Origin of the sequence: Bacillus sp. RHFS10, from assembly GCF_016757475.1 — a bacterium.
Taxonomy (GTDB): Bacteria; Bacillota; Bacilli; order Bacillales; family Bacillaceae; genus Bacillus; species Bacillus subtilis_G.
The window spans coordinates 69,721-89,560 of sequence record NZ_JAESPO010000002.1; the positions used below are offsets into that span (position 1 = coordinate 69,721).

The following is a 19,840-nucleotide window of genomic DNA, read 5'->3' on the forward strand; positions in this document are numbered from 1 at the left end:
TTCCTTATTTGTCTGCGAGGGCTGACACGACAGCTCTCCAGGCAATTACTGTAAGGTCCGGTAGTTCAGTTGGTTAGAATGCCTGCCTGTCACGCAGGAGGTCGCGGGTTCGAGTCCCGTCCGGACCGCCATTTTACTTTACTTAGTAGAGAAAAATAAAACATTTGGCTCGGTAGCTCAGTTGGTAGAGCAACGGACTGAAAATCCGTGTGTCGGCGGTTCGATTCCGTCCCGAGCCACTTACCAAACGCATCTGCAATTGTAGGTGCGTTTTTTCTTTTAGGAAAAGGCGAACATGAGAAGTGTTATAATAGAAGAAAAAGGGAGAACCGGCCCTGCGGCCGGCTCAAAGAAGAAGACGTCATCGATAAAGACGCACTCCGATGTCGGGAGGTTTCAGTTAAGTTATCTTTTTTATAAAAATTTGACTAGCATGACAAAAGAGAAACAATTGGCGGATAAAGGTGAAACATGTGTTTTTTTCTAAACCTTTATTTTTTTTATCTTTTGACCTTTAACCGTTATAATAGACAAGGACCCAATGTTTACACGGGCCATAAGTGATGAAACGAATGTTATTTAGATGAAAAGAAGTTATTCGGCAGGAGGAAATCAAAATGATGGATAAGAAGATCCTTGTAGTAGATGATGAAAAACCGATTGCAGATATATTGGAATTTAACTTAAGAAAAGAAGGCTATGAAGTGCACTGTGCCCACGACGGAAATGAAGCGGTTGAAATGGTAGAAGAGCTTCAGCCTGATTTAATTCTTTTAGATATTATGCTTCCTAATAAAGACGGCGTTGAAGTGTGCCGTGAAGTCAGAAAGAAATACGATATGCCGATCATTATGCTGACGGCTAAGGATTCAGAAATTGACAAGGTCATCGGGCTTGAAATCGGTGCTGATGACTATGTCACAAAACCATTTAGCACACGTGAGCTTCTGGCTCGTGTGAAAGCGAACTTGCGCCGCCAGCTGACAACAGCGCCTGCGGAGGAAGAGTCGTCCTCTAACGAAATTCATATCGGCTCTCTTGTCATCTTCCCTGACGCGTACGTCGTATCAAAACGAGATGAAACAATCGAATTGACTCATCGTGAGTTCGAATTGCTTCATTATTTAGCAAAACATATCGGACAAGTGATGACCCGTGAACATTTGCTTCAAACCGTTTGGGGTTATGATTACTTTGGTGACGTCAGAACGGTTGACGTAACAGTCCGCCGGCTTCGTGAAAAAATTGAGGATAACCCAAGCCATCCAAATTGGATTGTCACACGCCGCGGCGTAGGTTATTACTTGAGAAATCCAGAACAGGACTAATGCCCTTATGAATAAGGTTGGTTTTTTTCGGTCGATCCAATTTAAGATTACCTTGATATATGTGCTTTTGATCATCATTGCCATGCAAATCATTGGGGTGTATTTTGTCAATCAGGTCGAGAAATCACTGATGAGCTCTTATGAACAATCACTGAATCAGCGAATCGACAACCTTTCTTACTATATCGAACAAGAATATAAAAGCGATAACGACAGCACCGTTATTAAGGATGACGTCAGCCGTATATTGAATGATTTCACGAAAAGTGATGAGGTCCGGGAAATTAGTTTTGTAGATAAAAGCTATGAAGTGGTCGGTTCTTCAAAGCCGTATGGTGAGGAAGTGGCAGGGAAACAAACGACCGATCTGATATTTAAAAGGATTTTTTCTACTAAACAATCGTATTTAAGAAAGTACTATGACCCGAAAAGCAAAATCAGAGTTCTCATTTCCGCAAAGCCTGTCATGACTGAAAACCAAGAGGTTGTCGGCGCGATCTATGTTGTCGCGAGTATGGAAGATGTCTTTAATCAAATGAAGACTATCAACACGATACTGGCGTCCGGCACTGGTTTGGCGCTCGTTTTGACCGCCCTTCTCGGTATTTTTCTGGCACGAACCATCACCCATCCGCTTTCAGATATGAGAAAGCAGGCCATGGAGCTCGCGAAAGGGAATTTCTCGAGGAAGGTTAAAAAGTATGGGCATGATGAAATCGGGCAGCTCGCCACCACGTTTAATCACTTAACGAAAGAGCTTGAAGATGCCCAGGCGATGACAGAAGGAGAGCGCAGAAAGCTTGCCTCTGTTATTGCTTATATGACAGACGGCGTTATCGCTACAAACCGAAACGGAGCGATTATTCTTTTAAACAGCCCGGCGCTGGAGCTGTTGAACGTTTCACGTGAAACAGCTTTAGAAATGCCGATTACGAGTTTGTTGGGGATTCAAGAGAATTATACGTTTGAAGATTTAGTGGAGCAGCAGGATTCTTTGCTGCTTGAAATTGAGCGAGATGATCAACTAACAGTGCTTCGCGTGAATTTCTCTGTGATTCAAAGGGAACATGGCAAAATTGATGGCTTAATTGCTGTTCTTTACGATGTAACCGAGCAAGAGAAAATGGATCAGGAACGCAGAGAATTCGTGGCGAATGTATCACACGAGCTGCGGACGCCGCTTACGACAATGCGCAGTTATTTAGAAGCGTTAGCTGAAGGTGCGTGGGAAAATAAAGACATTGCCCCGCGTTTCTTAATGGTGACGCAAAATGAAACAGAGCGCATGATCCGGCTTGTCAATGATTTGCTTCAGCTTTCGAAATTCGACAGCAAGGATTATCAATTTAACCGGGAATGGATTCAAATTGTCCGGTTTATGTCTCTGATTATTGACCGTTTTGAAATGACAAAAGAACAGCATGTGGAATTTATTCGTAATCTGCCGGACAGAAATCTGTACGTTGAGATTGACCAGGATAAAATTACACAAGTGCTTGATAATATTATTTCCAACGCTTTAAAATACTCACCGGAAGGCGGACATGTGACGTTCTCAATTGACGTAAACGAAGAGGAAGAGCTTCTCTATATCAGCGTCAAGGATGAAGGGATCGGTATTCCGAAAAAAGATGTCGAAAAAGTCTTTGACCGCTTCTACAGGGTGGATAAAGCAAGAACGAGAAAGCTCGGCGGCACCGGTCTGGGACTGGCGATTGCCAGAGAAATGGTTCAGGCGCATGGCGGGGATATTTGGGCGGACAGCATAGAAGGAAAAGGCACGACGATTACATTTACTCTTCCATATAAAGAGGAACAAGAGGATGATTGGGATGAAGCGTGAAAATATAAAAACGATATTACTTACGATACTCGTCGTCATCAGCCTTGTGTTTACGTGGGGGATATGGACGTTCCAGCCAAACTTTTCCGGAGGCTCATCATCAACAGCGTCTACTGTGCGTGAGAAGCATAAAATCGAAAAAAACACCCAAAAGCTGTCTGAAACGGTAAGGCCGAGGGACATGTTTATCCATGATGGCGGCGCTCATTATAAAGTGAATGATGATTCACTTTATAATGAAGTCTGGTCTGACTTGCCGCATTGGGATGTAAAAGGGATCAAAGATATTTCTGATCAGTATGACAAGACTTCATTTAAGAGCTGGTTTTACGGGATAAGCGGTTATGATGCGAAGCTTGACTTGCAATTCAACGACACGATTCCTATTGATATCTTCCAAACGCTGTTTAAATGGTCTAACCAGTCATTTGAGTACAGTTCATTTGACCACATTTTGATTCCGATTAATGAAACAAAAGCGAACAAGAAAATCTATTTGGTGTCTTTCAGCAAGCAGCTGATTCTGGAAGTGACTGTTGAATCGGCTAACTACCGGAACATGATGAATGACTTGAAAAACAGTCAATCAAACATGCCGGCATTCAGTCTGTTTTCTATCGGTTCAAAGAAAGAGTTTCTGCTGTCGAACAAAACGCTTACGATGGACAAAAAAGAATTTGTCACAGAATCGATTAAAACAAACACCTTTAAGCAGGCCTTGTTCAGCGATCCAAGTATTGTAAGGGAAGATTCGAATTACAACAACAGAAATGTGCTGACAGATGGAATCAGCCGTTTAGATGTGAATCTAAGCCAGCGCCAGGTACAATTCCAACAGCGCAATTTGGTGCAGAGCACTTCCTATCAAACAGGTGAATTAATTAAAAAGAGCCAAAAATACCTTGAGGATACGGGCAGCTGGACAGATCACTATCAATTTTTCAATATCAATGACAGCCAGCAGTTAAGCTTCTATATCTTTATGGACCAGATGCCGGTCATTAACAGTACCGCCAAACCATTCGGAGCGACATCCGCGATTACGGTGCAATGGGCCAACGATGAAATTCTCAGCTATAAGCGGCCGAATTACAGTCTCGGAACGAATCCGATTAAAACGACAGAGACTGAGCTGATGAGCGGGAGCGAAGTGAAGATGCTGCTTTCTAAACAAACGGCATATAATACGGATAAAATTGATCAGATCTTCCTTGCGTATCAATTGGTATCAACATCATCCAATAATGACCCTCTTGTTGAACTGGAACCGGTTTGGGGGATGAAAATAAACGGGAAAATTGTGCCGATCACGAAGGACTTATTAACGAAGGAGGGGGCAAACAGTGGAGTGGAATAAGACAAAATCAATCTTCATCGTTGCCTTCCTCATTTTAGATATTTTTTTAGGCTATCAGTTTTTTCAAAAATGGCAGTCTACCAGCAAAGATTATGAAGTCATTAAAAATGATGTCGAGCATGACATGAAGGCCGATCATATTACGTATGAAGGGCTGAATAAGGAAGCAACAGAAGGCTACAGAATCACAGCGAATCAAAAGGCCTTCACCAAGGACGAAATTGAGGCGCTCAAGGATCAAAAGCCGTTGATGGACATGCCTAGTGATGATCGTAAAGTAACGACCCTGAAAATGAAATTTACGAATCCGATCGCCCTGTCAAAGAAGAAGATTGAGGACGATGCTCAGGCGTTTGTTTCTTCGAAAATCCAAGATGGTGAAAAATATGAGCTTTGGAAGGTTGATAAATCGCAAAAAGAAATTATTTTCTTCCAAACATATGAGGGCCATTATATTTATCAGCAGACCGACACTTCTTCTAATATGATCGGGCAAGTGATTTTGCGTTTAAACGATAAAAACGAGGTTGTGTCATACGACCAGACGACGCTTGAGACCTTTAAGCAAATTCAGAAGGAAAGCCTAATCACTGAAATGGATGCGGTTGAGTTATTGTACTATCAAAATCAATTAAAAGAGAACAGTACGATAAAAAGTGTCAAATTCGGCTACGTCGCGCAATATCCGCTGACAAGTACACAGGTGCTGGCGCCGGTATGGAGAATTACAGTCGAGTACGATAAAAAAGTGAACGGTGAGAAAAAGACAGTGCAAGAGTATTTTACAGTGAATGCTTTGGAGAGTACGATTTTAGATACAGATCAATGAAAATAATGGAGTGAGACACATGAGCTTGCAATTTAGCGTACTTGCGAGCGGGAGTACGGGAAATGCGTTTTACCTTGAAACTGAGGATCACGCATTTTTGGTAGACGCCGGTTTGAGCGGGAAAGCCATGGATGGATTGATGGCGCAAATCGGGCGTAAGCTGGATGATGTAGACGGCATTTTTGTGACGCATGAACATAGTGACCATATTAAGGGCCTTGGCGTGGTCGCCAGAAAGTACAAGCTTCCGATCTATGCGAATGAGAAGACATGGAAAGCGATGGAGAACCAAATTGGCAAAATTGATACCGATCAAAAATTTGTGTTTCCGATGGAGACGGTGAAGTCGTTCGGCGGACTTGATGTGGAATCGTTTGGCGTCTCACACGACGCGGCGGAGCCCATGTTTTATGTGTTCCATTATAACGGCCGAAAGCTTGCTTTAATGACAGATACGGGGTACGTCAGCGACCGGATGAAAGGGATCATCCGCTCAGCGAATATGTTTGTGTTTGAAAGCAATCACGATGTCGGCATGCTGCAAATGGGGAGATATCCATGGAGCATTAAGCGGCGGATTTTAAGTGACGTCGGGCACGTTTCAAATGAAGATGCTGCCTTAGCGATGACCGATGTCATTGGCGACGAGACGTCTCGTATTTATTTGGCGCATTTGAGCCAGGACAACAACATGAAGGATCTGGCGAGAATGTCTGTACAGCAGACATTGGCTTCTAAAGGGTTTGTGACGGGGGAAACATTTGATTTGTTTGATACCGACCCGAAGAAGGCCACACCGCTCTGCGCTGTATAATTTTTCTATGTAAATCATGACTATTATAGGAGTTTCTAACCCACAATATAACCATATTAACGTTCTTGGAAAGGATGGAATATGGTGGATTACGATCGTGAGGAAGAACATACTGCTCCTGAACAGCCAAAGAGAAGCAAAAAAGGATATTTCCTTTCTAGTCTGATTGGCGTGATTGTCGGTGCCGTATTAATGGCGTTTATCATGCCGTACCTTTCAAATGAAGGGATAGATACGGGCGTCTTAGAAGAGCAGCAGAACAACAATAACCGGGAATCAATCAGAACGGTGAATGTCAGTGTCAACAACGCAGTCACCAAGATTGTCAGCAATGTGTCGCCCGCCGTTGTCGGTGTTGTGAACATTCAAAAATCAGATATTTGGGGAGAGAGCGGTGAGGCTGGGAGCGGCTCTGGCGTCATCTATAAGAAAAATGACAACTCCGCTTATGTCGTGACCAACCATCATGTCATCGAGGGCGCTTCCCAAATTGAAATCAGCCTGAAAGACGGCTCGCGTGTATCGGCTGAACTGATCGGCAGCGACCAGCTGATGGACCTTGCTGTTTTACGAGTAAAAAGCGATAAAATTAAAGCAGTCGCTGATTTCGGTAATTCAGATAAAGTGAAATCAGGGGAGCCGGTTATTGCGATCGGGAACCCGTTAGGCCTTGAATTTGCAGGCTCTGTCACACAGGGCGTCATCTCGGGAACGGAGAGAGCCATCCCAGTGGATTCGAACGGTGATGGGCAGCCTGACTGGAACGCAGAAGTCCTGCAAACAGATGCGGCCATTAACCCTGGGAACAGCGGCGGCGCTTTGTTAAATATGGACGGAAAAGTCATTGGCATCAATTCAATGAAAATTGCCGAGTCGGCGGTTGAAGGAATTGGCCTGTCGATTCCGTCTAAGCTTGTGATCCCGGTGATAGAGGATTTGGAGAAATACGGCGAGGTTAAACGTCCGTTCCTTGGCATTGAGATGAAATCGCTAAGCGACATCGCCAGCTATCATTGGGACGAAACTTTGAAGCTTCCTAAGGATGTCACCAATGGAGCGGTTGTGATGGGGGTAGATGCCTTCTCACCTGCCGGAAAAGCAGGGCTTAAGGAACTGGATGTCATCACAGAATTTGACGGTCACAAAGTAAATGACATTGTTGATCTGCGGAAACGGCTTTATCAGAAAAAAGTCGGTGACCGGGTGAAAGTGAAGTTTTACCGCGCCGGAAAAGAAAAATCCGTTGACATTCAGCTCTCCTCCGCAGACCAATTAGGAAGTTAACAGAAACAGTCTGGCACCGTGCCAGACTGTTTTTTTATGCAAAAAAACTGAACGAGGGTCACGCCCGTTCAGTTGAAAAAGGATCTATCGAATATGAAGAAACATACAAGATGGGTGTTACACGTGAAACAGCAGGCAAGGACTGACCAGCATTGACTTAATGGTTTGTTCCGTATGGTTGCTGGTGATGAATTTTATGATGTATACATAGATTTCTTTTTCTTCCCTCGATACAGAAGATTTTATTGTGCCTTTTGCATGTGTTCAGCGCGATGTTTTTTGTGATTGCGGTTTGCTGTCAACATGATGTTTGAAGGCTTTTCCGCTGTTGCAGTTGGGTGTGAGCTTTGCCGTTTAACGACATACACGTCTGGCTTCCTGCGCCGGAATAGGACTGTTACTCGGCAGGCGGGTGGGAAAATTTCTTCAGCCGGTATTGAAGGCTTTGTCTGCTGATGCCAAGCTCCTGAGCAGCTTGTGAGATGTTATGGCCGTGCTTTCTTAACACATTTTCAATCACATATTTTTCGAAGCTCTCCATTTTTTCTTTTAAGTCCGCGGCCGGCTGGTGTCTTGCTGTTTCCGGTTCTGAGATGTTGGCTGGCTTGATTTTCATGCGGTATTGATAGGGCAGATGGGAAGCCGTAATCGTTTGCTCATCCGTCATGAAATTCATTGCGCCTTCGATCATATGCTCAAGCTCACGTATATTTCCCGGCCAGTCGTAGGATAGGAAAAATTGCTTCACATCTTCGCTGATGTGTTCGACATTCATTTGGAACAGGTGGTTGTTTTTCTGAATGAACTCCGATGCGAGAAGCAAAATGTCTTCCTTTCGTTCCCGAAGCGGCGGGATGATCAGTGTCACGACGCTCAGCCTGTAATACAAGTCCTTCCGCATTCGTTCGCCCGCAATCGCGTCAATCGGGTCTTCGTTCATTGTGGCAATTATACGCACGTCAATCGGCGTATCCTTTGTCGAACCGATGCGCCTGATTTTCCGTTCCTGAAGAGCGCGCAGCAGCTTCGCCTGAAGACTCAGATTCAGCGAGTTGATTTCATCTAACAGCAGCGTGCCGCCATGTGCTTGTTCAAACAGTCCGGGCTGGTCGACAGCGCCTGTAAACGCCCCTTTTTTCGTTCCAAACAAAATGCTTTCTACAAGGCTGTCTGGCAGCGCCGCGCAGTTTTGTGAAATAAACGGGCCGCCTGAGCGATCGCTGCCGTTATGAATACTTTGCGCGAACAGCTCTTTTCCCGTGCCGGTTTCGCCTGCGAGAAGGACCGATGATGACGTTCTCGTTGCCCGTTTGGCGTTTTCGACGACATCTTGAATGGCCGGGCTGGTGCCGAGAATGCTGTCAAATGTATATGTTGTGCTGCCTTTTTTGTTCATATTCTCCCTGATCAGCCGTTCAAGCTTTGTCACATCCTTGGCAATTTCGACTGCGCCCCTGATTTTGCCGTCTTGGACGATGGGATATGTATGATTGATCGTCGTGATTTCCTGGCCTTTATTATTGAAGTAGCTCTGCTTCACATTTTTAATCGTTGTGCCTTCCTGAAGGGCCTGTACCAGGGTGCTGTCCTGCTGTTTAGAAAACATAAACACATCCATCAGGTTTTTATTGAGGACGTCATGCTTCTCCATATCTTCAATCTGCATCATTTTGTTGTTATAAACGATCGTGTTTCCATGCTCGTCTACCACGTGCAGGCCAACATCGATTTCATCCAAAATGCTTTGAAAAACCAATGTGAGGAATTCGCTGTCTTTGACCATTGTATAAACCTCCCTCAATTATTTTCTTAATATTGCCTCTATTTTATAAAAGAATGGAGAGGATATGCAAAAGAATTTTGCACTTGCTGAAATTTTTGCTCGAAATATCTGAATGTTTTTGCACCTTATCCTCGAAAATTGTAGAAAACACACGAAATCTTGATTTGGCACAGAACTTGCATTTATATAAAGGGAAAGCAGGATAACATGTTGAAACAGAAAACAAGGGGGAATTCAAATATGCCAGCTTTATCTAAATCCAAAGAAATTATTGATCAGACGTCTCATTATGGAGCCAACAATTACCATCCGCTCCCGATTGTCATTTCTGAAGCGCTGGGTGCTTGGGTAAAGGACCCGGAAGGCAATGAATATATGGATATGCTGAGTGCTTATTCTGCGGTAAACCAAGGTCACAGACATCCGAAAATCATTCAGGCATTGAAGGATCAGGCTGATAAAATTACCCTCACGTCACGCGCGTTTCACAACGATCAGCTGGGACCATTTTACGAGAAAACAGCTAAGCTGACGGGCAAAGAGATGATTTTGCCGATGAATACAGGAGCTGAAGCGGTTGAATCTGCGGTGAAAGCGGCGAGACGCTGGGCTTATGAAGTAAAAGGCGTGGCAGACAATCAAGCTGAAATTATCGCATGTGTCGGGAACTTCCACGGCCGGACGATGCTGGCGGTATCTCTGTCTTCTGAAGAGGAATATAAAAGAGGATTCGGCCCGATGCTTCCGGGAATCAAGTTAATCCCTTACGGCGATGCGGAAGCGCTTCGTCAGGCCATTACGCCGAATACAGCGGCATTTTTATTCGAACCGATTCAAGGCGAAGCGGGGATTGTCATTCCGCCTGAAGGGTTTTTGCAGGAAACGGCGGCGATTTGTAAGGAAGAGAATGTCTTGTTTATTGCGGATGAAATTCAGACGGGTCTTGGACGTACAGGCAAGACGTTTGCGTGTGACTGGGACGGCATTGTTCCCGATATGTATATCTTGGGTAAAGCGCTTGGCGGCGGTGTGTTCCCGATCTCATGCATTGCGGCAGACCGCGAGATCTTAGGCGTGTTTAACCCGGGCTCACACGGCTCGACATTTGGCGGAAACCCGCTTGCATGTGCGGTGTCTATCGCTTCGTTGGAAGTGATGGAGGATGAAAAGCTGGCGGAACGTTCTCTTGAGCTTGGCGAATACTTTAAAAGAGAACTTGAGAGCATTGATAACCCTGTCATTAAAGAAGTCCGCGGCAGAGGGCTGTTTATCGGTGTGGAATTGACGGAAGCCGCGCGTCCGTATTGTGAGCGCTTGAAGAAAGAAGGGCTTTTATGCAAGGAAACGCATGATACAGTTATTCGTTTTGCACCGCCATTAATCATTTCGAAAAAAGATTTGGATTGGGCAATAGAGAAAATTAAGCACGTGCTGCAAAACGCATAAATCCGCACCATGGCGGGATATTCACTTCGTTTGTATAAATTTACAACAGAAAATTAAGCACTCCCTATTTGCTCAGCTACAGTATTTTAGTATAATGTATCTTTATGAGAAGAAGTGAATTTTATATTAAATAGATAAAGGCTCTTTGGACAGCAAACTGGGATATGCACCGTGTAGTCATTCCAGCTTAGATCCAATACAAGTTGCTGAAGGGGTGCAGAATGTGAATACAAACCAAGATAACGGAAATCAGCTCCAGCGGACAATGAAATCACGCCACTTGTTCATGATTTCATTGGGCGGAGTGATCGGAACCGGTTTCTTCCTTGGAACCGGGTTTACCATTAACCAAGCGGGACCGCTCGGCGCGGTTCTGTCCTATTTAGTAGGCGGCTTTATCATGTTTTTGACGATGCTCTGCTTAGGGGAGCTGGCAGTCGCCTTTCCTGTGTCGGGGTCCTTCCAGACCTATGCGACAAAATTTATCAGCCCAGCCTTTGGATTTGCGTTCGGCTGGCTGTACTGGCTCGGCTGGGCGGTTACATGCGCCATTGAATTCTTATCAGCGGGGCAGCTAATGCTCCGCTGGTTTCCGCACATAGACGTGTGGATCTGGTGTCTGGTATTTGCGGCACTGATGTTTATACTAAATGCAATAACAGCCAAAGCCTTTGCAGAATCGGAATTCTGGTTCTCAGGCATTAAAATTTTGATTATCCTTTTATTTATTATTCTCGGCGGAGCTGCCATGTTTGGCCTGATTGATTTGAAAGGCGGAGAGCAGGCGCCGTTTTTGACACATTTTTATGAAGACGGGTTATTCCCAAACGGTATTAAGGCAATATTGATAACGATGATTGCCGTGAACTTCGCGTTTCAGGGAACTGAGCTGATCGGGGTTGCAGCCGGAGAAAGTGAAGACCCTGAAAAAACGATTCCGCGGTCTATCAAACAGACAGTATGGAGAACGCTTGTCTTCTTTGTTTTATCCATCATTGTCATTGCCGGCATGATTCCGTGGAAACAGGCGGGAGTTGTGGAAAGTCCGTTTGTTGCGGTATTTGAACAAATCGGAATCCCGTATGCCGCTGATATCATGAACTTTGTTATTTTAATCGCGCTATTATCTGTTGCGAATTCAGGTTTATACGCATCGACACGTATCCTGTACGCGATGGCGAATGAAGGACAGGCCTTCCAAGCGTTGGGCAAAACAAACAAAAGAGGTGTGCCGCTGAACGCGTTAATCGTAACGATGGCTGTGGCCTGCCTATCGCTCCTATCAAAAGTGGCGGCGGCTGAAACCGTGTATATGGTGCTTCTATCTTTGGCGGGCATGAGCGCCCAGGTCGGCTGGATCACGATTACGCTTTCTCAAATTATGTTCAGACGCAAATTTATCCGTGAAGGCGGCAAGAAGGAAGATTTGAAATTCAAAACACCGCTGTATCCGGTGCTTCCGCTGATCGGCCTGACGTTAAATACGGTCGTTCTCATCAGCCTTGCATTTGATCCGGAGCAGCGTATCGCGCTGTATTGCGGCATCCCGTTTATGATCATTTGCTACATCATTTATCATGTCGTCATTAAAAAACGCCAGCAGGCAAATCGTCAGCTAGAGCTTTAAACACATTGTCCGCAAGTCATCTTTGTTATAACCCGCATAGGACATTATCTTATATGTTGAGGTGGAATCACAGATGGATAAAACGATTTCGGTTATTGGAATGCCAATGGATTTAGGACAAGCACGACGCGGAGTGGACATGGGCCCGAGCGCCATCCGGTACGCCCATCTGATTGAGAGGCTGTCAGACATGGGTTATACGGTTGAAGATCTCGGTGACATTCCGATCAACCGCGAAAAGATCAAAAATGACGAAGAACTGAAGAACCTGAATTCCGTTTTGGCGGGAAATGAAAAACTCGCTCAAAAGGTCAACAAAGTCATTGAAGAGAAAAAATTCCCGCTTGTCCTTGGCGGAGACCACAGTATTGCGATCGGCACACTGGCAGGTACAGCGAAGCATTACGATCATCTCGGCGTCATCTGGTATGACGCGCACGGCGACCTGAATACGCTTGAAACATCACCGTCAGGCAATATTCACGGTATGCCGCTTGCCGTCAGCCTCGGCATCGGCCACGAGTCACTGGTTAACCTTGAAGGCTACGCGCCTAAAATCAAACCGGAAAACGTCGTCATCATCGGCGCCCGGTCACTTGATGAAGGGGAGCGCAAGTATATTAGGGAGAGCGGCATGAAGGTGTACACGATGCACGAAATCGACCGTCTTGGCATGACAAAGGTGATCGAAGAAACCCTTGATTATTTATCAGCATGTGACGGCGTCCATCTCAGCCTCGATCTGGACGGACTTGATCCGAACGACGCACCGGGTGTCGGAACCCCTGTTATCGGCGGCATCAGCTACAGGGAGAGCCATTTGGCTATGGAAATGCTGTATGACGCGGGTATCATCACCTCAGCTGAATTCGTGGAGGTCAATCCAATTCTTGACCACGAAAACAAGACTGGACAAACAGCAGTGGAGCTCGTAGAATCTCTGCTCGGTAAGAAGCTGTTGTAATAAGAAAACCCCCGCATCCGCGGGGGGTTCAGCGTGTCGACAAACCCTTGCATTCGTTGTCAGGCCTGCGCGTTGGTGCTCACGAATTACGAAAGGAACGGCGGCTAAATGCTTAGGCGTCCTGCCTAAACACCGCCGTCATCACATCCTGTGAAAGACTGCTCCAATGCTCGCTCTTCCTAGACTTCAAGGGTTTTCAATCACGCTGAAAATATGAAAGAATCCTAAAACTACAAACCGTTTTAGGATTCTTTCGTTAAATTGAACCCCCGCATCCCGCGGGGGTATTTCATTTACCCAATCATTTTCTCAGCGACTTTCATCTCCTGTGAATGAGTTTGGTGGTCCGCAATAAACCATCCTGATAAAATCACCGCTGCGATGCCTGCACCAATCAGATATTTTTTCATTTATATAACCTCCGTTCGTTTGATGAGTTCTTCAATTTGTAATGCTTCATAAAAAAAGTGGGCAGCTTCTTTGTAAAGCTCATGCTCTCTGTACTTTTCACCAGCCAAAATGGAAAGTTCTCTTACACTGTCAAACTCTTTCCAGGACACCAAATCATCCATATGTTGTTTGCATAAGTGAAACGTTTCCGCATGACCTCCTTCTGCATAAATCGCATATAAAATATCTATTTTTGCCTCACATATTCTATTCGGCTCGGCTGTCAATTTTTCCTTCACTTCTTGGTAATAAGATAAAGCTTGTTCTTTCTTTTGAATCTTAAACAGCTCACGTATCAGCAAATAGGCAGAATGATAGTAATAGGCGGAGCGGGCGTATTCTTCGTGTTGTAGGGCCTCTTCTAATTTGGAGACCGCTTCTTCTGATTTGCCGCTTTGCGCATGAAGAAGTCCGAAGTTATGCAAAAGCTGGGCTTCAAAAAAATAATCCTCTAATTCTCTCGTGATCCGAATCGCTTCGTCCAAATATGTTTCAGCTTCTTCAAACTGGCTCATCTCGGTAAAATTGCCTGACATGGTGATCAGCGCCGAGGCCAGTTTCTTTTTATAATCGGTCTCTTCCCTGAACGTTTTGACCGCTTGCCGTGTATGATTGAGGGACACAATATTTTGTCCCAGCTTATAATAGAGCTTACCGACCTTCAGGTGGAATTCGGCTTTCTCAATCGGGTCGGGAACGTTGCCAAGATACTGCTCGGCCTCTTTATACAGCCCAATGGCAATATCGTAATTATTTTTATAGGCTTCGTACATGCCTTCAAACAGAAAAAAGTAATATTTCAGCATGTCTGACGCAGCATTCATATGAGAAGGCTCCTCATGCTGAAAACCCTGTCCTCTCGCCTCGTGAAGCAAAACCTTGTGGCGCAGTTCCAATAAGGAGAAGTAGGCAAGCACCTCCTGATCCTCTTCCATGTCATCCAATAAAGGCTTCACTTCTTCAAACAAACGGGCGGACTCTTCAACTTCATGTTTCTTGATCGCAAGGTACCAGTCATTGAGCATGTTAGCGATTTCTGCGGGTGCAATCTTATTCATTTGAAACTCCTTTCTCTCGTGACTTATCAATCTCAGTTGTTTATTCTGATAGTAACACCTCTTTCTATTTTATGTAAAATCCTATAGTCAATATATGAAGGAGCGATGATATGACAATGATACTGACTCCCATGCAGACAGAACAATTCCGGTCTTATCTCACGTATACGACCAAGCATTATGCGGAAGAAAAGGTAAAGGCGGGAACATGGCAGCCTGAAGACGCACAGCTATTGTCTAGGCAGGTCTTTTCCAATCTGCTTCCGAAAGGGCTGGAAACCCCCCATCATCACTTATGGAGTCTCACGCTGAATGAAAAGAAAATCGTTGGCTGGCTCTGGATACATGCAGAACCGGAGCATGCGCAACAGGAAGCGTTTATTTACGATTTCGGGTTATATGAACCATACCGGGGCAAGGGTTATGCAAAGCAAGCATTGGCGGCATTAGATCAGACAGCACGCAGCATGGGAATCCGGAAGCTGTCCCTCCATGTATTTGCCCATAATCAGACAGCGCGGAAGCTATACGAGCGAACCGGATTTCAAGAAACAGACGTGGTGATGAGCAAGAAGCTTTAAACGTAAAGGGCCTGATAAAGGCCTTTTTTTGCGGACAGCCTTCTGTAAATGATTTCTAAAAATTCTGTAAATGACCTAGTTACTTTCCTTATTTTCCTAATATAATGTGGGTGAAGGAAGTCACCTTTCCTACATTCAAAAGAAAAGAGGAGATGTAATGAAGTTCAAGAAACGGATGGTATTGTTTATGGTAGCGCTTACAATGATGTGTGGCGGACTGTATGTTTCTCCCGCCAAAGCCGTAAAAACCACAAACTATGCAGAAGAAATCGCCGCACTGCAGCCAGGCACGACACCGGAAGAAATCATGAAGTCCGCCAGCCAGATTGCCAAACAGCAGCACGTCAAGCAAGACGTCATTCTGAAGCAGTTCTATGAGGAAATCACTGCGGATAAAGCAGAAGGCGACAGGCTCGCCAAGGGAAGCGGCATGTCTATCATGGGCGGCTCGTCCGGCACGAAAAAACTCCCGACAAGCGCGAAAGGGAATATCTATTACACCAACTCCTACACAGCCTTCTACAACCACGGTCACGTCGGCATGTACTCCGCGGCTGACAAAATTGTTGAATCTGTCCCGAGCGACGGGGTCAGGCAGATCGCTTACAATGCCAGAGACGTGGAAGACAACTCCATCGTGCAAACAGTCAGCGTAACCTCATCTCAAAAAACATCCGCTGCCGACTGGGCGGTCTCAAGAGTCGGCGACGCATACTCATTTAACTTCGTTAATAACAGAAATACCGGCCATGATGGCGCCAAAAACTGTTCAAAGCTCCTATGGTCCGCCTTTTTGCTGAAAGCAGGCATTGATATAGATGGCAACGGAGGCTTAGGCGTATATCCGCGCGACATTACAAGCTCTTCCTATACGTCAACCATCATGACCATTTACTAAGGAGAAAGATATGAAGAAGTGGATGATTACCATCGCCATGCTGATTCTCGCAGGGATCGCACTATTTGTCTTCGTTTCTCCTCTCACAAGCCATAAAGCCGTGAGTCAGCAGGATCTCAGCGACACCGATTTTCTGGACGACAAGGACAGCCTGCTGTATCTCTCAACCTCTGCGGATCAAGATGCATTCGGCGGCGGGAAAAGCTACGCCCTGTTCATCAGCCAAGACGGGTCGCTGTCTTCTTTTAAGATGAAGGGCCTTGAGCTGGGCTCAGCCAAGATTCACGGCGACAGTGTGATGCTGGAGGACAAAAACACGATTTTCACAATCAAAAACGGCCTGCGCTCCCATAAAAGAGCCTATCAACACACCGGTGACAGCGCGGGCTTTTTACAACAGACGGACGGTTTTTACACCCTCTACAACTCCGGCTACGACAAAAAGGGAGACGGGTACCGTTCAGAGCTGTACCGCCAGATGGACGGAGAGTGGAAAAAAGACGTCATCCCCTACTACATCCGAGCCTCCGGTTTTCATGACGGCGCCATTTACGCACTTGTCCCGACAGCTGACGAAAAAGGCTATCAGCTCCTCCAAATTCATGCAGATCAGAAGAAGCTCACCTATTACACGATAACGAAATGGAAATACCGGGAAGGAGCCTCAATCGAATCCCAGCTTGCTGTGGACGATCAAGCTGTTTATGTCATGATTCGCGGCCAAAAGGCGAGCAATCTATATCAAATGGTCAAAATCAACAAGAAAAGCGGCAAAGTGGAACTGCACGACATCGCCAAATACAAAAACGACGAACAAACGATATACAGCTCCATGCCCTTCAGCTTTAAAAACAGCTTTTTCTCTTATGAGGGGTACCTGTACTTCATTGACGGCTTCGGAAAGGTGTACAAAATCGATGCAAAGACAGGAAAATCAAGCATCGCCTTCACTCTTTCACCAGAAAAAATGAAAGCCGATTTCAAAGAAATCACCCGAAAAGGCAGCAGTCTTTATTTCTTCACATACACCTACAATCAGCCTGCATACATTGAACAGTACAGCCTGAAAACCAGAAAGAAAGTGAAGGAAAAAGAGATCGGGAAGGTAAAAGATGTCGTGACGCCGAAGAGTCATTTGAAGCTGTATGATTTTGAGGTGATGAAGGAGTTTTAAGGTGAAGGGGGTTCCGGTTTGGGAGCCGTTATACTGCTCGTCGTTTTTGTTTTTCCGATGATGTCAGGCGTAATCGGTGCAGCGGGTTATCTCCTATGGAAGAAAGTTTGGATTGGTCCGCTCATCGTCTTTATCGGGAGTTTGATATTGTTGTTTACGTTAGCCTCTGGTAACAGTTCTTTCATGTTTTGGGTTGTACTCTATACTGCAATTGCGTTAGCAACCAGCGTTGTCACATTATTTCTCAGGAAATTATTCTTCAACTGATCACTGTTTATGAAGAGACTGGGTGAAGTCTCTTTTTTTGTTGAATCCAATATTGCAGTGATTTTAGGTATGGTATAGAAAAGAATGTAAAGGAGGGATCAAATGGGCACCAAACGTGTCATGCTGCAAGCAGCGATTATTGGTCTGACTTCGGCGGTTACTGTGTTCCTGCTGAACGGGGGAAAAGCGGGCTGGTTGGACATCGTCGGAACCATTGTCGGGTGCTGGCTTGGCATTTTTATTGTCGTTAAGATGCAGAAAAAACAGTCGTGAAAAAGGGAAAGGGTCATGCCGAACCGAAGTCATGTTCAAGGACGAAAAGTCCAAAAACATGAATGGGAGGAATGGCGTTGACAGGAAACAAAGCGGTTGTGTACAAAGGCGAAGGAACTGTAGCGGTGGAGGATATCGGGTATCCGGAGTTAATCTTGAAGGACGGGCCCGGCGTTCCGAAGGCGAATGTGAATCGTAAATGTGAGCACGGGGTGATTTTGAAGGTGCTTACCACAAACATCTGCGGAAGCGATCAGCACATGGTGCGAGGCCGCACGACGGCGCCGGAAGGCTTGGTGCTCGGGCATGAAATCACCGGAGAAGTCATTGAAACGGGGCGGGATGTTGAATTTATCAAAAAAGGTGACATCGTATCCGTTCCTTTCAATATTGCCTGCGGGCGCTGTGTGATGTGCAGAACGCAGAAAACGCACGTGTGCTTGAATGTCAACCCGGAACGGCCGGGATCGGCTTACGGCTACGTCGATATGGGCGGCTGGGTCGGCGGCCAGTCGGAATACGTCATGGTGCCGTACGCCGATTTTCAGCTATTGGTGTTCCCGGATAAAGAACAGGCGTTAGAAAAGATTCTCGATTTGACGATGCTGTCCGACATTTTTCCGACCGGCTTCCACGGGGCGTACACAGCGGGCGTGCAAACAGGTTCAACCGTTTATATCGCTGGAGCGGGACCTGTCGGCTTAGCCGCCGCACACTCCGCCCAGCTCCTTGGCGCCTCGACGGTGATTGTCGGCGATCTGAACGAAGACAGACTGGCACAGGCGAAAAGCTTCGGCTGCGAAACGGTCAACGTGCAAAAACACGATCGCCTCGGCGAGCAAATTGAACAAATACTAGGTGAACCGACCGTTGATGCCGCCGTGGACTGTGTCGGATTTGAAGCATCTGGACATGGCAATCAAGGAGAAGCGCCTGCCGCCGTGCTGAACTCGATCATGGACGTCACCCAGGTCGGCGGAAGCCTTGGCATTCCGGGCTTATATGTGACCGAAGATCCCGGTGCAAAGGATACGGACGCCAAAACAGGCTCACTAAAAATCCGCTTCGGACTCGGCTGGGCCAAAGCCCACACCTTTGTCACCGGACAAACGCCGGCCATGACATACAACCGCAATTTGATGAAAGCGATCCTGAGCGGCAGAGCGCAAATCGCAAAAGCCGTCAACGCCACCGTCATTTCTCTGGACGACGCGCCAAAAGGCTACAGCGACTTCGACAAAGGCGCAGCCAAAAAATTCGTCATCGACCCGCATGGAATGCTGAAGTAAAGAAAAAGCCGGACGTTCTCAGAACGCCGGCTTTATTGCTGGTCATCTGTTTCTTTAAAACGATCTCCTGATTCGTCTTGGACGATGAAGTCTCCTTCTATTTTGTCCAGTCCAATCAGAATATAAGGGTTTTTCTCATTTGCCTTGGTAGCGGGTTTTCGCTTCACAGTTACAATCGTTTCCTTAGGCGAGAATTTGACGCCTGACACCTCAAGCTTCTTATCCTTCTCTCTGCTTCCAAGAGACACAACAACCATTTTTTTGCCTTCTGAAATGGTGAAGACTTGATATCCTTTTACGTCATCATGCATTTGAAGGTAATTAGCGTATATTTCTAAGTCTGGACTCCCTTCACCGATTCGATCTTTCTCTAACACCCAATAAGACGGCTGACACCCAGCAAGCAGCAACATGATCACAAAAAGCCAAACCCATCTAACGCGCACATGCAGACCTCCCCAAACATCGGTTACATCCAAACTAACACACGAGCGAAATAGAGTCATCAACAGCTTGTTTGTCGAATTGTGGATAAAACTCAGCCCGAAGCACTACTAACATGTGAATAAATAGGT

The 19,840-nt window shown here is 45.8% G+C and carries 19 protein-coding genes, 2 tRNA genes and 1 pseudogene; 18 read left to right on the forward strand and 4 right to left on the reverse strand.

Annotation, left to right across the window (positions count from 1 at the left end; all coding sequences use genetic code 11):
- The first annotated feature begins 54 nt into the window (after positions 1–54).
- The 9 genes and pseudogenes from JMN17_RS07055 (at position 55) to JMN17_RS21700 (ending at position 7,601) form a co-directional block, all read left to right on the forward strand.
- Positions 55–131 (forward strand) — tRNA-Asp (locus JMN17_RS07055).
- Between the two features lie 35 nt (positions 132–166).
- Positions 167–239, forward strand: a tRNA-Phe gene (locus JMN17_RS07060).
- Between the two features lie 381 nt (positions 240–620).
- Positions 621–1,328 (forward strand): cell wall metabolism DNA-binding response regulator WalR, encoded by a 708-nt coding sequence (walR, locus tag JMN17_RS07065; RefSeq protein WP_032731843.1) that lies wholly within the window; start codon positions 621–623, stop codon positions 1,326–1,328.
- A gap of 7 nt (positions 1,329–1,335) precedes the next feature.
- Complete coding sequence (gene walK, locus JMN17_RS07070) at positions 1,336–3,171, forward strand: cell wall metabolism sensor histidine kinase WalK (RefSeq protein WP_087993679.1); 1,836 nt, start codon at positions 1,336–1,338, stop codon at positions 3,169–3,171.
- Positions 3,161–4,528 carry a two-component system activity regulator YycH gene (gene yycH, locus JMN17_RS07075; RefSeq protein WP_202327765.1) on the forward strand — a complete coding sequence of 456 codons (1,368 nt, stop codon included), beginning with the start codon at positions 3,161–3,163 and terminating at the stop codon, positions 4,526–4,528. Before walK ends, yycH begins: the two co-directional genes overlap by 11 nt.
- Complete coding sequence (locus tag JMN17_RS07080) at positions 4,515–5,357, forward strand: two-component system regulatory protein YycI (RefSeq protein ID WP_202327766.1); 843 nt, start codon at positions 4,515–4,517, stop codon at positions 5,355–5,357. Before yycH ends, JMN17_RS07080 begins: the two co-directional genes overlap by 14 nt.
- A gap of 19 nt (positions 5,358–5,376) precedes the next feature.
- The gene (locus JMN17_RS07085) at positions 5,377–6,171 is read left to right on the forward strand and encodes an MBL fold metallo-hydrolase (RefSeq protein ID WP_087993681.1); all 795 of its coding nucleotides are present in this window, start codon (positions 5,377–5,379) and stop codon (positions 6,169–6,171) included.
- Positions 6,172–6,252: 81 nt separating this feature from the next.
- Positions 6,253–7,455 carry a serine protease HtrC gene (gene htrC, locus JMN17_RS07090; protein ID WP_202327767.1) on the forward strand — a complete coding sequence of 401 codons (1,203 nt, stop codon included), beginning with the start codon at positions 6,253–6,255 and terminating at the stop codon, positions 7,453–7,455.
- 18 nt (positions 7,456–7,473) lie between these two features.
- Positions 7,474–7,601, forward strand: a pseudogene (locus JMN17_RS21700) (hypothetical protein).
- Positions 7,602–7,852: 251 nt separating this feature from the next.
- Here JMN17_RS21700 and rocR read toward each other — a convergent pair.
- Entirely contained in the window at positions 7,853–9,238 is a 1,386-nt protein-coding gene (gene rocR / locus JMN17_RS07095; RefSeq protein ID WP_202327768.1) for an arginine utilization regulatory protein RocR, read from the reverse strand.
- 240 nt (positions 9,239–9,478) lie between these two features.
- Here rocR and rocD point away from each other — a divergent pair, with 240 nt between their 5' ends.
- From rocD to rocF, 3 genes are all read left to right on the forward strand, one after another.
- Entirely contained in the window at positions 9,479–10,684 is a 1,206-nt protein-coding gene (rocD, locus tag JMN17_RS07100; RefSeq protein WP_202327769.1) for an ornithine aminotransferase, read from the forward strand.
- Positions 10,685–10,907: 223 nt separating this feature from the next.
- Positions 10,908–12,311 carry an amino acid permease gene (locus JMN17_RS07105; RefSeq protein WP_202327770.1) on the forward strand — a complete coding sequence of 468 codons (1,404 nt, stop codon included), beginning with the start codon at positions 10,908–10,910 and terminating at the stop codon, positions 12,309–12,311.
- 73 nt (positions 12,312–12,384) lie between these two features.
- Complete coding sequence (rocF, locus tag JMN17_RS07110; protein ID WP_087993685.1) at positions 12,385–13,275, forward strand: arginase; 891 nt, start codon at positions 12,385–12,387, stop codon at positions 13,273–13,275.
- Between the two features lie 293 nt (positions 13,276–13,568).
- On the opposite strand, the gene JMN17_RS07115 is transcribed toward rocF, so the two are convergent.
- Together JMN17_RS07115 and rapG are read right to left on the reverse strand one after the other, a co-directional pair.
- Positions 13,569–13,685, reverse strand: coding sequence for a Phr family secreted Rap phosphatase inhibitor (locus tag JMN17_RS07115; RefSeq protein WP_087993686.1), 117 nt, complete (start codon positions 13,683–13,685; stop codon positions 13,569–13,571).
- Positions 13,686–14,783: a response regulator aspartate phosphatase RapG gene (rapG, locus tag JMN17_RS07120; protein WP_087993687.1), complete on the reverse strand. Its 1,098-nt coding sequence runs from the start codon at positions 14,781–14,783 to the stop codon at positions 13,686–13,688. It abuts the gene before it with no gap.
- Between the two features lie 110 nt (positions 14,784–14,893).
- Between rapG and JMN17_RS07125 the strand changes: the two genes are divergently transcribed.
- The 6 genes from JMN17_RS07125 (at position 14,894) to fdhA (ending at position 19,265) form a co-directional block, all read left to right on the forward strand.
- The gene (locus tag JMN17_RS07125; RefSeq protein ID WP_202327771.1) at positions 14,894–15,364 is read left to right on the forward strand and encodes a GNAT family N-acetyltransferase; all 471 of its coding nucleotides are present in this window, start codon (positions 14,894–14,896) and stop codon (positions 15,362–15,364) included.
- A 157-nt stretch (positions 15,365–15,521) separates the two neighbouring features.
- Entirely contained in the window at positions 15,522–16,262 is a 741-nt protein-coding gene (locus JMN17_RS07130; protein ID WP_202327772.1) for a hypothetical protein, read from the forward strand.
- Positions 16,263–16,272: 10 nt separating this feature from the next.
- Positions 16,273–17,436, forward strand: coding sequence for a hypothetical protein (locus JMN17_RS07135; protein ID WP_202327773.1), 1,164 nt, complete (start codon positions 16,273–16,275; stop codon positions 17,434–17,436).
- 18 nt (positions 17,437–17,454) lie between these two features.
- Positions 17,455–17,703 (forward strand): DUF2651 family protein, encoded by a 249-nt coding sequence (locus tag JMN17_RS07140; RefSeq protein ID WP_087993691.1) that lies wholly within the window; start codon positions 17,455–17,457, stop codon positions 17,701–17,703.
- A 102-nt stretch (positions 17,704–17,805) separates the two neighbouring features.
- Positions 17,806–17,976, forward strand: a complete 171-nt coding sequence (locus JMN17_RS07145; protein ID WP_087993692.1) for a hypothetical protein — start codon at positions 17,806–17,808, stop codon at positions 17,974–17,976.
- A gap of 62 nt (positions 17,977–18,038) precedes the next feature.
- Positions 18,039–19,265, forward strand: coding sequence for a formaldehyde dehydrogenase, glutathione-independent (fdhA, locus tag JMN17_RS07150; protein ID WP_087993693.1), 1,227 nt, complete (start codon positions 18,039–18,041; stop codon positions 19,263–19,265).
- Positions 19,266–19,297: 32 nt separating this feature from the next.
- Here fdhA and JMN17_RS07155 read toward each other — a convergent pair whose 3' ends face one another.
- Positions 19,298–19,711: a hypothetical protein gene (locus tag JMN17_RS07155; protein ID WP_087993694.1), complete on the reverse strand. Its 414-nt coding sequence runs from the start codon at positions 19,709–19,711 to the stop codon at positions 19,298–19,300.
- Between the last annotated feature and the right edge of the window lie 129 nt (positions 19,712–19,840).